The sequence below is a fragment of the Paenibacillus lutimineralis genome, assembly GCF_003991425.1.
Taxonomy (GTDB): domain Bacteria; phylum Bacillota; class Bacilli; order Paenibacillales; family Paenibacillaceae; genus Fontibacillus; species Fontibacillus lutimineralis.
The window spans coordinates 5,718,389-5,731,914 of sequence record NZ_CP034346.1 but is presented as its reverse complement, the minus strand read 5'-3'; the positions used below and the strand labels follow the sequence as shown (position 1 = coordinate 5,731,914).

Genomic DNA, 13,526 nt, shown 5'->3' with positions numbered 1-13,526 from the left:
GGTTTTCAGCACCGAGAAGGTTGGATGAAGCTAGGGACGAAAGGAGCGGAGCGTACGTAGTGGGTACGTGAGCACCAGAAGGCCCGGCTGAATTCAAGATTCGATGTCGAATAACTCTCAGTGTTACTTCGTGTTAGATATAGAATTTATTCGTTATCAACGGAGTTGATGAAATTCTATATCGCAAGAAAACCTACATTTGAATCGCGGTCGCTCATCCATGAATGACTTCGATCGGTTTTCTTATCAAAAGCAGACTTTTTGAACTACCTCTATATGCATAATTCTGGTCAGGGTGAGGCAAAAGCGCATGAATACTGAGACAAGCCCACGTGTGGGGGCTATCGTAGTGGCGGCCGGTCGGGGAACCCGTATGGGGACGAAAGAGAGTAAGCAGTATTTGCTACTGCAGAACAAACCGATCATCATTCATACATTGGAAATGTTTGACCGGCACCCTTCGATAGAAGAAATTGTACTTGTGACCGGTGAGCAGGATGTTGAGCGCTGCAAGAGCTGGATCGATGAGTATGGTATTACAACAAAAATAAAGGTTATTCCGGGCGGCGCGGAGCGTCAAGAGTCGGTATATCTGGGACTTCGGCAGATCGAAGGCCCCTATGTACTGATCCATGACGGCGTACGCCCTTTTGTGACGGAGGAGCAGATCACGGCCTGCATTGAGGCAGCTGTGGATTATGGCGCGTCCGTTCTTGCTGCGCCTGTGAAGGATACGATCAAGCAGGTTGATGAGCAGGGACAGGTGACTGCCACGCTTGAGCGCCGGAGCTTGTGGGCGATTCAGACCCCGCAAGCTTTTCGCTGTTCACAGCTGCTTGATGCTCATGAACAGGCCGTACGGGATGGCTTCATCGGCACAGATGATGCGATGCTGCTGGAGCGGCTTGGCCTTCCCGTCAAGGTGGTTGAAGGGGGATATCGGAACATCAAGATCACTACTCCGGAGGATTTGGATTACGCCGAATTTATATTACGACATAACTAAAAGTAAGAGTTCAAAAAGGCCGATTTCAATACGAAGAAGATTACTTTTTGAACTACCTCTAAATAAGGGAGAGAGATGATATGATAGCTGTAGGACAAGGATTCGACGTGCATCAATTAGTGGAGGGGAGACCTTGCATTATCGGCGGGGTAACGATTCCTTATGAAAAAGGGTTGCTTGGGCATTCTGACGCGGACGTTCTGCTGCATACGATTAGCGATGCAATTCTGGGTGCGCTGGCGCTGGGGGACATTGGGCGGCACTTCCCGGATACCGATCCGGCTTATAAAGATGCGGACAGTCTTGAGTTGCTGAGCCTGGTTTGGAAGATGGCACTGGATCGCGGTTACCGTCTCGGCAATCTGGATGCGACGATCATCGCGGAGCGGCCTAAGATGGCGCCATATGTTCCGCAGATGGTGGAGATTATTGCCGGAGCACTGGGAGCGAAGCCCGAACAGATTAATGTAAAGGCTACGACGACGGAAAAGCTTGGTTTCACAGGCCGCGGCGAGGGAATTGCGGCACAATGTATTGTATGTCTGATGAAGGATATGCTATCATCTTGAGGTTGTAGGGTTAACTTATTAATTAACTGACTAATTATAATATATAGCCAGTACCGACAGTTAGCTGTATTTATTTATACGAATCGGGAGGGGATTGGAATGACGGAAGTTCGAGTGCGTTATGCGCCGAGTCCGACAGGACATTTACATATTGGCAATGCCAGAACGGCTTTGTTCAATTATTTGTTTGCAAAACATCATGGCGGGAAGTTCATCGTTCGTATTGAAGATACCGATGTGAAGCGGAATATTGCTGGCGGCGAGGAAGACCAATTCAAATACCTCAAATGGCTCGGTATGGACTGGGATGAGAGTGTCGATGTAGGCGGTAATTACGGCCCGTATCGGCAGACGGAAAGGCTTGATATCTACAAGAACCACTGGCAGGATCTGCTGGATCGCGGCTTGGCTTATCGTTGTTATTGTACGGAAGAGGAGCTGGAGAAAGAGCGCGAGGAGCAGACGGCTCGCGGCGAGACTCCGCGCTATTCCGGGAAGTGTCGTCATCTGAGTGCAGAGCAAATCACGGCCTATGAGGCTGAGGGGCGTGCTTGCAGCATTCGCTTCCGTGTTCCGGAAGGAAGAACCTATACGTTCGATGATCTCGTTAAAGGACCGATTACGTTTGAATCCGACGTTAGCGGTGATTTTGTCATCCTGAAGAAGGATGGAATCCCAACATATAATTTTGCAGTAGCGCTGGATGATCATCTGATGGAAATTACGCATGTGCTTCGCGGTGAGGATCACGTCTCCAACACTCCGCGTCAGCTGATGATATACGAGGCCCTCGGCTGGGAGCCACCACGCTTCGGACACATGACCTTGATCGTTGGTGACAACCATAAGAAGCTGAGTAAGCGCGACGAATCCGTAATTCAGTTCATGGAACAGTACGACAAGCTCGGCTATTTGCCGGAAGCGATGTTCAACTTCATCGCCTTGCTTGGCTGGTCTCCGGAAGGGGAGCAGGAGATCTTCTCGAAGGAAGAATTGATCTCCATCTTTGATGAAAATCGTCTTTCGCGTAGTCCCGCGGTATTCGATAAGCAGAAGCTAGCCCACTTGAATAATTATTATATTAAGAATGCTGATCCTGAACAGATCGCAGCGATGGCGATCCCGCATCTGCAGGAAGCATCACGACTGCCGGCAAAGTTGACTGCCGAGCAGGAGGCATGGGCTAAGAAACTGGTCGCTCTGTATCAAGAGCAGATGGTGGCCGCATCAGATATCGTCTCACTGTCAGAGATGTTCTTCCGCACTGAAGTCACGATTGATGATGAGGAAGCAGCTGCTGTGATGACTGAATCACAAGTGCCTATGGTGCTGAGCGCATTTCTGACCAAGATCGAGGCGATGGATGAATTCACCGTCGAGAACATTGGTGCTTCTATTAAATCGGTTCAGAAAGAGACGGGCGTCAAAGGAAAAGGGCTGTTCATGCCAATCCGCGTTGCACTGACCGGCCAAATGCATGGCCGCGATTTGAACCAGACGATCTATCTACTTGGACAGGAACGCGTAAAGGAGCTTCTGCAATCGCGGATTTAAGCTGCCACTCTGATCGGAGTTCAAAAAGTACAATTTTCAGCACCGAGGCTTATGCTTCCGGAGGAAACATACTTCGTAAGCATACGCTTGGCCTGGGTGAATTCAAGATTCGATGTTGATCTCACTTTATGAATTACCTTTATAAAGATATTGTCAGTTTTGGCCCCTTTCGGGTAAGATAGAGTAAATATCAGCACAGAAGTTGAAGTGGATGTATAACTTATTTGCAGAGGGAACTCTGTAAGTGATCGGCATAGATCGGGAGAAGTACGCAAGAATGCGGATTGAACAGAGAAGGTAACCGTGAGGTGATATTTATCGCCTTGGGCTGGAAGTTATCTCGATCTCGCGCGGCGGAAATGCACCCGGGAGCTGCAGAATCGAAGGGTCCATCAGGGCCGGTAGGTACTGCCGTTTTATCCGCGTTAAGGATCTCTATAAAGGGGAGAGGATCCGGATTTCATCCGTCATGGATTATGGCGTTATGGAAGACCGCCTTACCCGAAGCAGAGTGGAACCACGCATGAAGCGTCTCTGCAGCTCTAAGCTGCAGGGGCGCTTTTTTACATTCGGGGAAGCTGGCGATACTTTTATGGTTGATCACATTAATACCCGCTTGCCTTCGCCTGAATAAAGATTAGTGTTAAGAATACTCACTGCAGGGATAGCAGAGCGATGGATCCGCAAGGAAAAGAGGGGAAGCTATGTTTAAAACAATCAAATCCGACATTCAGGCGGTATTTGAGAATGACCCGGCTGCTCGGAGCTGGTTCGAGGTCGTCTTTACCTATTCCGGCCTGCATGCGATATGGAGCCATAGAGTTGCTCACTTCTTCTACCGACATCGCTGGTTTACAGCAGCTAGAACCGTGTCGCAGATCAGTCGCTTCTTCACCGGGATAGAGATCCACCCTGGTGCCACAATCGGCAAGCGATTGTTCATCGACCACGGTATGGGAGTTGTCATTGGCGAGACTTGCGAAATTGGGGATGATGTGGTTATCTATCAGGGAGTAACCTTGGGGGGGAGCGGCAAAGAGAAGGGCAAACGACATCCGACGATCGGCAGCAACGTCGTCATCGGTTCGGGTGCGAAGGTGCTTGGTTCCTTCAAGGTAGGCGACCAGGCGAACATCGGCGCCAACTCAGTTGTTCTCAAGGAGGTCCCTCCAGGCAGCACAGTGGTCGGGATTCCAGGCAAGGTGGTCCGTCAGGACGGCAAACGTCTGGATCGCTTGAATCATCAATTGCCCGATCCAATGGTAGATGCGATGCGGGCGATGCAGCAGGAGATTGAACAATTGCGGGCTGAGATCAAGGCACTTCGGCAACATATGCCGGACGAATCACGAGTGGAGCAATAAGCAGATTAATGTATATATTCAGGACACGAAAGGATAGAGAGCATGGCACTGCAAATTTACAACACATTAACCCGCACGAAGGAGAACTTTGTTCCTCAGGAGCCGGGAAAAGTTAAAATGTATGTATGCGGACCAACCGTATACGGTTATATCCATATCGGGAATGCCAGGCCGGCTATTTTCTTCGATGTAGTTCGCAGTTATCTGGAGAATCAGAAGTATGATGTGAACTACGTAGTGAACTTTACGGATGTAGACGATAAGCTGATCCGCAAAGCGGAGGAGATGAAGCTGCCTGTACCTGAAGTGGCAAGCATGTTCATCGAGGCGTTTTATGCCGATTTGGAGGGTCTGCGCATTCCGCGTGCTACCGCGAACCCACGGGTTACTGAGAATATGGAGACGATCATTAATTTTATTCATGAGCTGGAGCGCAAAGGCTTTGCCTATGAAAAAGGCGGGGATGTCTTCTTCCGCACTAGCAAATTTGCCGACTACGGTAAGTTATCTGGACAGAACATCGAGGAGCTGCAGTTCGGTATCCGCATCGATGTCGACGCCCGTAAGGAGAGTCCAGTCGATTTCGTATTATGGAAAGCTGCCAAGCCAGGTGAGATTCATTGGGAGAGCCCGTGGGGACAAGGTCGTCCGGGCTGGCATATCGAATGCTCGGCGATGTCACGGCTCCTGCTTGGCGATACGCTTGATATCCATGGCGGCGGACAGGATCTGGAATTCCCGCATCATGAATGTGAGGTAGCGCAGTCTGAGGCGATGACGGGCAAGCCGTTAGCTAATTATTGGATGCATAATGGTTATGTTAATATCGATGGCGAGAAGATGTCGAAGTCGCTTGGCAATGGGGTTCTGGTCAAGGATTTGCTGACCCAGTACAGGCCGGAGGCCATTCGCTATGCCATTCTGTCGACTCATTATCGCAATCAGGTGAATTTCTCCGCGGAGATTATGGCTCAGGCGGAGCGCAGTGTGGAGCGGATTTCCAACGCGGCAAGCAATCTGCTCTATCGATTGAGCAGTGCAGAAGGGCAAAGCTCAGAGCTGCGAATTTCGGAGCCGTTAGAGCAGAAGCTGGCAGGGATTTCAGCAGCTTTCCATACGAAGATGCAGGATGATTTCAATACTGCGGATGCGATCACAGCTATGTTTGACTGGGCAAGTGAAGTGAACAGCTTGCTGCAGCAGAGCGATGTGAGCCTTGCAGATCTGGAAGCGGCCTATCAATTGTTCAAGGAAATGAACGGAGTTCTCCGCATCGCAGTTGAAGCGGAAGCGGAGCTTCTGGACAATGAGATCGAGGTGTTGATCGCAGAGCGTACAGAAGCACGCAAATCGAAAAATTGGGCGCGGGCTGATGAGATCCGCGATCTATTGGATGCGCAAGGAATCATCCTGGAGGACACGCCACAGGGTATGAGGTGGCGTCGTAAATGACAGATCCAAACACCGAGGTAAATTGCGCGAAGCAAGAACATTTGGCGGAAGCAGGGGGCTCAGCTTCGCCTGCGCCGCTCTGGTTCCCGGAGCAGCCGGCCAAACCGGTCAGGCTGCTTCCGCCGCTGGCGCTCGCCTATATTGGCGATGCGGTATTTGAGGTAGCCGTGCGCCAGCACGTGATGGCCAAGCCTAATTTACGGCCGCATCATTTACACGGCCAATCCACGAAATATGTATCAGCTAAGGCACAGGCCAGATTGCTCGCTCTGCTTGAGCCCCAGCTCACTGATGACGAGAAGGATATCGTTCGCCAAGGACGCAATGCCAAATCGGGCACCGTGCCGAAGAACGCTAACGTTATCGATTACCGTCAAGCGACGGCTCTCGAGAGCTTGGTCGGATATTTATATTACACTGGAGCGCATGATCGCCTGCGTGGGCTGATCTCAGAAGGCTTCAAGCTGCTAGAGGAAGAACGATAAAGTTTGAAATTAATCTAACGAAACACCATAACGTTATTTCCACAAAAAACAGAGGAATTGAAAACTAACGAAACATCGTATCGCTATTTTGATGAAATTAGGGGTTTAGGGCTTATATTGACCATAATAGCGATATCCAGTTTCGTTACAACGGATGAATATACGGGAGCCATGCGCTCCTTGGGAGGACATAATGATGGAGGATCAAGAATGGATTGCCGGTAAGCACTCCTTGATGGAGGCGCTTAGAGCCGGACGAACAATCAACAAAATATGGATTGCAGAAGGCGCGCAGAAGCATTTGACGCAACCGATTATTGCCGAAGCCAAGGCTCAAGGCATTGTCGTGCAATTTGTCGATAAGCGCAAGCTTGATACGATGGTACCCGGTGTGCAGCATCAAGGCGTAGTAGCCCAGGCGGCTCCGTATGCTTATGCCGAGGTTGAGGATCTACTTGCAAAGGCAGCTGAGCGAGGGGAGGCGCCGTTCCTGCTCATTCTCGATGAGCTCGAGGATCCGCATAATCTGGGCTCGATTCTACGTACTGCCGAATGTACGGGGGTTCATGGCGTCATAATTCCGAAACGCCGTTCCGTCGCTGTTACGGCTACGGTATCGAGAACATCGGCCGGTGCTGTCGAATATGTCCCTGTTGCCAGAGTTACCAACCTTGTACAGACCATGGAACAGCTGAAGGAAGCTGGTGTATGGATCGTCGGAACCGATGTCGGGGCGAAGGAAGAAATATATGGGGGCGGCAAAATATTAGGTGGACCCGTGGCGATTGTCATCGGGAATGAGAACAAAGGGATGGGGCGCTTGGTACGCGAGACCTGTGACGTACTGCTCAAGCTGCCGATGAACGGACGCCTTAATTCTCTGAACGCTTCGGTTGCTGCCGGAGTGATGATGTATGAAGTCATGCGCATTCGCCGCACCGAAGGATAACGCCTATGCGCGACAAGCGCGATGTTCTTCTGGTAGATGGGTACAATATGATCGGTGGTTGGCCCAATCTGGCCGCCTTGTCCAAGAACGATTTAGAGGCAGCGCGTGATTCCCTGCTGGAGCGTTTGGCGGATTACCAGGCCTTCTCTGGCAGGCAGGTCATCGTTGTATTTGATGCTTATCGCGTGCCCGGACTAGGCAAATCCTTCACTCAGAATCAGGTGGAAGTCCACTTCACCAAGGAGAAGGAGACGGCTGATGAATGTATCGAACGGCTCTGTCACGAGTTCGCAAGGCCCAGGCGGCAGATCTATGTTGCGACGAGTGATATGGTAGAGCAGCACGTGATTTTCGGCCAGGGTGCGCTGCGCGTGTCGGCCCGTGAATTGCTAATTCAGATCGAACAGAGCGAGAAGGAAGTCCAGACCAAGATTGCGGAACGGAGCAACAGTACTAGTCGCAATACAATCGACTCCAAACTGAGTCCGGAATTGCGGAAAATGTTCGAACGATGGCGAAGAGAATAAAACGTTATCATTTTTTCGCCTTTATACCCTTGACATTGTTTATCCTTACATCTTTTGGCACTTTTGTTGTTGACGCTATCATGCACCTTCGTATATACTGTTCGTATTACTTGAATGAGTGACGGGGCACCGTGCGTTGCAGCCGGAGGGATTTATAGTGAGTGTCAACCTTGAGAGATGGGTTATGTTTGACTATGAAATCCAAAGTGATGAGGACATTGTCGAAGCTGTTCAGAATGGCGACAGTGAAGCGTTGGAGTACTTGATCAACAAGTATCGTAGTTTTGTTCGAGCTAAAGCCAGATCCTATTTTTTGATCGGTGCCGACAGAGAAGATATCATTCAGGAAGGAATGATAGGTCTTTATAAGGCAATCCGGGACTTTCGGGGTGATAAGCTTGCTTCGTTCAAGGCTTTTGCCGAGCTGTGTATTACACGTCAGATCATTACTGCGATCAAGACGGCTACACGGCAGAAGCATATTCCGCTTAACTCATATGTCTCTTTGGACAAGCCGATATACGATGAGGATTCGGACAGGACGCTGCTGGACATTATCTGCGGCTCGCAGGTATGCGACCCTGAGGAACTAATTATCAACCAGGAGGAATTCGTGGGCCTGGAAGACAAGATGTCTGAAATACTTAGCGACCTGGAACGTAAAGTTCTCATGCTGTATCTTGACGGCCGTTCGTATCAGGAGATCGCGGTGGATTTAGACCGTCATGTCAAATCGATCGATAATGCTCTGCAAAGAGTAAAACGAAAATTAGAACGCTATTTGGAAATTCGCGATGTTGGAATTTAAAAATTCCTAGGCGATGGAACTTAGTAGTTGGAAGATAAAGGGAGGCTAGATGCATAGCCGCCCTTTTTTGGTAGGCCTGGCCGGGTTTATCTTCCAAAACAGTGACCAATACTAAATTTAATCGCTGAACAGGATCGAACCACTCGTTGACACAGAAAAAGCCATATGATAAAGTGTTTTAGGTAGGCCTAAATTCACTTTTGCGGGTTTGGGCTAATTTATGAGACTTCTCAGTTGAAGAATGTCTTCGGGAGGTGCACATCATGCGGGTAATTATTACGTTGGCTTGTACGAACTGCAAACAAAGAAACTACACGACAACCAAAAACAAGCGTAACCACCCGGACCGCATGGAGATGAAGAAATATTGCAAGTTTTGTAACGAGCAAGTTCCTCATCGCGAAACCAGATAGTCTTTGGAGGTGCAGTCGCGCATGAAACGCAGTTTCAAGTCGTTGATTTCTTTTTTCTCTGAAAGCTGGGCTGAGCTTAAAAAGGTTCGCTGGCCTAATCGTAAAGAGCTGACGAATTATACGCTTGTTGTGCTAGGTACAATAGTAGTTGTCGCTGTTTATTTTTGGGTACTTGATATCGGCATTTCTGCTGTGATCGAAGCGATAATTTAAGAAGGGTCCTTAGGTGGCTTGATATGGAAAAAAGATGGTACGTCGTTCATACCTATTCTGGGTATGAGAACAAAGTCAAAGCCAATTTGGAAAAGCGCGTCGAGTCAATGGGCATGGAAGACAAGATATTCCGCGTTCTTGTTCCGATGGAAGAAGAAGTGGTGAACAAGGATGGCAAGAAGAAAACTGTCATGCGTAAAGTTTACCCGGGATATGTCTTGGTAGAAATGATCCAGACTGACGATTCCTGGTATGTTGTTCGCAACACGCCGGGTGTAACTGGATTTGTTGGATCTACAGGATCGGGCTCCAAGCCAACGCCTCTGCTTCCTGAGGAAGTAGATCAGATTTTGCAGCATATGGGCATGGAAGAACCGAAACCAGTTGTAGAATTCGATCTCAAAGAATCCGTACGCATCAAAGTTGGTCCGTTTGCTAACTTTGTCGGCAGCATTGAAGAAATTCTCGTCGACAAGAGCAAACTGAAGGTTCATGTCAACATGTTTGGTCGAGAAACCCCGCTTGAGCTTGATTACAATCAAGTGGAAAAGATATAGGTTTCTTAGGGTTTCACGTGGGAGGGGCTAACGCTCCGTCTACCACTATTAGGGCAAGGAGGTGTCTCACATGGCAAAGAAAGTAATTAAAGTGGTGAAACTGCAAATTCCTGCAGGGAAAGCGAATCCTGCGCCTCCGGTAGGTCCGGCGCTTGGTCAAGCAGGTGTCAACATCATGGCATTCTGTAAGGAATTCAACGCTCGTACCGCTGATCAAGCTGGTTTGATTATCCCAGTAGAAATCTCGGTGTTCGAAGACCGTTCCTTTACATTCATCACCAAGACTCCACCGGCAGCTGTATTGCTTCGTGTAGCAGCGAAGATCGAGAAAGGTTCCGGTGAGCCAAACAAGAAGAAGGTTGCTACCGTTAAACGTGACGTTGTTCGTCAAATTGCGGAGCAAAAAATGCCTGACCTTAACGCAGCATCCGTTGAATCGGCTATGCGCATGGTTGAAGGTACTGCTCGTAGTATGGGCATCACAATCCAAGACTAATTCTTGGAGGACGGATGAGAATATCGACTATTTTCATCCGAGGATGAATTGACCATATTAAGTGTATTGATATGATAATTCATCCCTAGTGGGAGGATTTTCCGCTAATACCACAAAAGGAGGACGAATTCATGGCTAAACATGGTAAGAAATACCTGGAAGCTGCTAAGCTAATTGATAGCGAAGCATTTTATGAGCCTTTGGAAGCTGTTGAATTGGTGAAAAAGGCTGCGACTGCAAAGTTCGACGAGACCGTTGAAGTAGCAGTTCGTTTGGGCGTAGACCCTCGTAAACAAGACCAAGCCGTTCGTGGTGTTGTAGTCTTGCCTCACGGCACAGGTAAAACACAACGCGTATTAGTATTCGCCAAAGGTGAAAAAGCGAAGGAAGCAGAGGCTGCTGGAGCAGATTTCGTTGGCGATCAAGATATGATCAACAAAATCCAACAAGGCTGGTTCGAATTCGATGTCTGCGTAGCGACACCGGATATGATGAGCGAAGTTGGTAAATTGGGCCGTCTGCTCGGTGGTAAAGGTCTTATGCCTAACCCTAAAGCAGGTACCGTTACTTTTGACGTTTCCAAAGCGGTTCAAGAAATCAAAGCGGGTAAAATTGAGTATCGTCTTGACAAGCAAGGTCAAATTCATGCGCCAGTTGGTAAAGTTTCCTTTACTGCAGAGCAATTGAACGAAAACCTTAAGGCTCTTGTTGATGCACTGAACCGTGCTAAACCAGCTGCTGCAAAAGGCGTATACTTGAAGAACATCGCGATCTCCTCGACGATGGGCCCAAGTGCTCATGTTAGCACAGCTTCTTACAAGTAATACTAGCCTCGCTTAGCGAGAACGGGATTGACTTCAGGTGAATCTCTTGGTAAACTGAACGAGTTGTTCTAAGATGAGATTTGAATTTGAATATGTTTACCGTAGACAGTAGGTGCCTTAAGGCTTAATTTCCTACCGAGGTGTTCTGATAGAGCGTCAACCTATGATGACTTATCAAGCCTTCGTAATTCTACGGAGGCTTTTTTCATGAAGAGAAGAGCCTCTACAAAAACTTATAGGAGGTGTTCAGTGTGGCAAACGCAAAAGTGATTCAAGCAAAACAAGAAGCCGTTGATGTGGTTACTTCGAAGCTGCGTGAGAGCGCAACTACAGTAGTCGCTGACTACCGCGGACTTAACGTTGCTCAAGTTACGGAACTTCGCAAACAGCTTCGTGAAGCTGGCGTGGAATTCCAAGTGCTTAAGAATACGCTTGTTCGCCGTGCGACAGCAGCTGCCGAGCTTACTGAACTAGACGAAGTGTTGACTGGTCCAACAGCCATCGCTTTCAGTGTAGAAGATGCTATAGCTCCAGCAAAAATTCTTAACGATTTCGCTAAGAAGAATGATGCGCTTAAAGTGAAGGGTGGCGTGGTTGAAGGCCGTGTTGTTGGCGCAGACCAAATCAAAGCGCTCGCGGAACTTCCATCCCGCGAAGGTCTCCTTTCGATGCTCCTCAGCGTGCTTCAAGCACCTGTTCGCAACTTCGCTTTGGCAGTCAAAGCTGTTGCGGAGAAAGAAGAAGGCGCAGCAAGCGCTTAATCTTCTACCCAAAGTTAGTTAACTAACGAAAATTCAATAAAATAAAAATATACGGAGGTTCTATCATGAGTAAAGAAGCAATCTTGGAAGCCATTAAAGGCATGACTGTTCTTGAACTGAACGATCTTGTAAAAGCAATTGAAGAAGAATTCGGCGTAACTGCTGCAGCTCCAGTAGCTGTTGTAGGTGGCGCTGCTGGCGGCGCTGAAGCTGCTGAGCAAAGCGAATTTGACGTAATCTTGACTAGTGCTGGTGGATCCAAGATCAACGTAATTAAAGTGGTTCGCGAAATCACGGGTCTTGGCTTGAAAGAAGCTAAAGAACTCGTTGACAACGCACCAAAACCATTGAAAGAAAAAGTAAGCAAAGAAGATGCAGAAGCTGTAAAAGCAAAATTGGAAGAAGCAGGCGCAACTGTAGAAGTAAAATAATCGTTTCTTCTATAGCAAACCCCTTGAACTTGATTCAGGGGGTTTGTTTTTGAATAATCCTGAATTTTTGATCCTGGTGCTCTCTTTGCTCTTCGGACTGCACTTGGGAGAAAGTCGAACTAATGATATTCCGGATAAAGGCATCCGGGTGAAATGTTCTTCCGATCGCTGTTGTTCGCGGATTTCTTGATCTAGTAGAATCCAATGAGGTAGAAATCCGTTCACAAAGGCGAACGCTCCGCTTCTCCAGAATCATTTCTCCCTCCTGCCTGTTCCTGTTATTTCTCTAGTTCAACCTTCTATGTTCATTGGTTCGGATCGCAAGGGATCCCCAGACTCAAAAATGAGGGCTGGGTATGAGAGTTAGATAGAAGAATACTCTTCCTGGGTTGAAAAGGAGTGCGTTGATTTTGCAGAATGTTGGCTAAACTAGGAAGATGATGTCGGGAAAACGTAAGGAAATGACGTTACGGAGGAACTGTTAGAATGTCTGATCATTACTATACCAGTCGTCCTACTACAGCGCATGACCGGAAAAATTGGGAAGCGGAACTGCACGGTTATAAGCTGCGCTTTGTTAGTGATGCCGGTGTGTTTGCTAAAGGAGGCGTCGATTACGGCAGCCGTACTTTGATCGAAGCGATGGAAATTCCGGCAAGCGCGGAAGTGTTGGATGTGGGATGTGGATATGGCCCGATTGGGTTGACGGCAGCGAAGCTGGCTAGTCAAGGTCATGTTACGATGATAGATGTAAATGGCCGGGCGGTGGAATTGGCGCGTGAAAATGCGCGAAACAACAAAATAGATAATGTCACGATTCTAGAGAGTGATTTGTTCGCTGCTTTAGATCCAACTGCACAGTTCGATGTTGTGCTGACGAATCCGCCAATCCGTGCTGGAAAAGAAGTGGTACATGCCATTTTTGAAGGGGCTTATGAGCGGCTTCGTTCAGGAGGTTCTTTATGGATCGTCATTCAGAAGAAGCAAGGCGCACCTTCAGCGAAGCAGAAGCTGGAATCATTATTCGCTCAGATCGAGGAAGTTACGAAGGATAAAGGCTACCGTATCTATCGGGCGATCAAATAAGAGATTCAGCTTTAGAGGGAATAGCGAGGAT

General features: G+C 48.4%; 18 protein-coding genes and 1 other annotated feature. All 18 genes read left to right on the top strand.

Translation table 11 applies throughout. The features are described from left to right. Nucleotides 1–310: 310 nt before the first annotated feature. The 18 genes from ispD to EI981_RS25550 all read left to right on the top strand — a co-directional run bounded on the left by ispD (nt 311) and on the right by EI981_RS25550 (nt 13,495). On the top strand, nt 311–1,006 hold the full coding sequence (gene ispD / locus EI981_RS25630) for a 2-C-methyl-D-erythritol 4-phosphate cytidylyltransferase (RefSeq protein WP_127003044.1): 696 nt from the start codon (nt 311–313) through the stop codon (nt 1,004–1,006). Nucleotides 1,007–1,086: 80 nt separating this feature from the next. Beyond that, complete coding sequence (gene ispF / locus EI981_RS25625; RefSeq protein ID WP_127003042.1) at nt 1,087–1,575, top strand: 2-C-methyl-D-erythritol 2,4-cyclodiphosphate synthase; 489 nt, start codon at nt 1,087–1,089, stop codon at nt 1,573–1,575. Nucleotides 1,576–1,674: 99 nt separating this feature from the next. Next, the gene (gltX, locus tag EI981_RS25620; RefSeq protein WP_127003040.1) at nt 1,675–3,129 is read left to right on the top strand and encodes a glutamate--tRNA ligase; all 1,455 of its coding nucleotides are present in this window, start codon (nt 1,675–1,677) and stop codon (nt 3,127–3,129) included. Nucleotides 3,130–3,598: 469 nt separating this feature from the next. Next, nucleotides 3,599–3,763: a hypothetical protein gene (locus EI981_RS29135; protein WP_162616271.1), complete on the top strand. Its 165-nt coding sequence runs from the start codon at nt 3,599–3,601 to the stop codon at nt 3,761–3,763. 70 nt (nt 3,764–3,833) lie between these two features. Beyond that, nucleotides 3,834–4,493: a serine O-acetyltransferase gene (cysE, locus tag EI981_RS25615; RefSeq protein ID WP_127003038.1), complete on the top strand. Its 660-nt coding sequence runs from the start codon at nt 3,834–3,836 to the stop codon at nt 4,491–4,493. A gap of 42 nt (nt 4,494–4,535) precedes the next feature. Continuing rightward, nucleotides 4,536–5,945, top strand: a complete 1,410-nt coding sequence (cysS, locus tag EI981_RS25610) for a cysteine--tRNA ligase (protein WP_127003036.1) — start codon at nt 4,536–4,538, stop codon at nt 5,943–5,945. Beyond that, complete coding sequence (locus EI981_RS25605; RefSeq protein ID WP_127003034.1) at nt 5,942–6,430, top strand: Mini-ribonuclease 3; 489 nt, start codon at nt 5,942–5,944, stop codon at nt 6,428–6,430. The genes cysS and EI981_RS25605 overlap by 4 nt, the downstream gene beginning before the upstream one ends. Nucleotides 6,431–6,626: 196 nt before the next feature. Continuing rightward, nucleotides 6,627–7,379, top strand: a complete 753-nt coding sequence (rlmB, locus tag EI981_RS25600) for a 23S rRNA (guanosine(2251)-2'-O)-methyltransferase RlmB (protein ID WP_127005005.1) — start codon at nt 6,627–6,629, stop codon at nt 7,377–7,379. Between the two features lie 5 nt (nt 7,380–7,384). Next, on the top strand, nt 7,385–7,906 hold the full coding sequence (locus EI981_RS25595) for an NYN domain-containing protein (RefSeq protein WP_127003032.1): 522 nt from the start codon (nt 7,385–7,387) through the stop codon (nt 7,904–7,906). A 184-nt stretch (nt 7,907–8,090) separates the two neighbouring features. Beyond that, nucleotides 8,091–8,714, top strand: a complete 624-nt coding sequence (gene sigH, locus EI981_RS25590) for an RNA polymerase sporulation sigma factor SigH (RefSeq protein ID WP_285861005.1) — start codon at nt 8,091–8,093, stop codon at nt 8,712–8,714. A 263-nt stretch (nt 8,715–8,977) separates the two neighbouring features. Next, a complete protein-coding gene (rpmG, locus tag EI981_RS25585) occupies nt 8,978–9,127 on the top strand; it encodes a 50S ribosomal protein L33 (RefSeq protein WP_009226622.1) in 150 nt (49 codons plus the stop codon). A gap of 21 nt (nt 9,128–9,148) precedes the next feature. Beyond that, nucleotides 9,149–9,340 carry a preprotein translocase subunit SecE gene (gene secE / locus EI981_RS25580; protein WP_068779088.1) on the top strand — a complete coding sequence of 64 codons (192 nt, stop codon included), beginning with the start codon at nt 9,149–9,151 and terminating at the stop codon, nt 9,338–9,340. A gap of 23 nt (nt 9,341–9,363) precedes the next feature. Continuing rightward, on the top strand, nt 9,364–9,897 hold the full coding sequence (nusG, locus tag EI981_RS25575) for a transcription termination/antitermination protein NusG (RefSeq protein WP_127003028.1): 534 nt from the start codon (nt 9,364–9,366) through the stop codon (nt 9,895–9,897). A 70-nt stretch (nt 9,898–9,967) separates the two neighbouring features. Then, nucleotides 9,968–10,393, top strand: a complete 426-nt coding sequence (gene rplK / locus EI981_RS25570) for a 50S ribosomal protein L11 (protein WP_044482537.1) — start codon at nt 9,968–9,970, stop codon at nt 10,391–10,393. 131 nt (nt 10,394–10,524) lie between these two features. Further along, nucleotides 10,525–11,217: a 50S ribosomal protein L1 gene (rplA, locus tag EI981_RS25565; protein WP_127003026.1), complete on the top strand. Its 693-nt coding sequence runs from the start codon at nt 10,525–10,527 to the stop codon at nt 11,215–11,217. An 81-nt stretch (nt 11,218–11,298) separates the two neighbouring features. After that, nucleotides 11,299–11,432: a sequence feature (ribosomal protein L10 leader region), on the top strand. 36 nt (nt 11,433–11,468) lie between these two features. Further along, the gene (rplJ, locus tag EI981_RS25560; protein WP_127003024.1) at nt 11,469–11,978 is read left to right on the top strand and encodes a 50S ribosomal protein L10; all 510 of its coding nucleotides are present in this window, start codon (nt 11,469–11,471) and stop codon (nt 11,976–11,978) included. A gap of 65 nt (nt 11,979–12,043) precedes the next feature. Next, nucleotides 12,044–12,409 carry a 50S ribosomal protein L7/L12 gene (gene rplL / locus EI981_RS25555; protein WP_127003022.1) on the top strand — a complete coding sequence of 122 codons (366 nt, stop codon included), beginning with the start codon at nt 12,044–12,046 and terminating at the stop codon, nt 12,407–12,409. 486 nt (nt 12,410–12,895) lie between these two features. Further along, nucleotides 12,896–13,495, top strand: a complete 600-nt coding sequence (locus tag EI981_RS25550) for a class I SAM-dependent methyltransferase (protein ID WP_127003020.1) — start codon at nt 12,896–12,898, stop codon at nt 13,493–13,495. Nucleotides 13,496–13,526 lie beyond the last annotated feature (31 nt).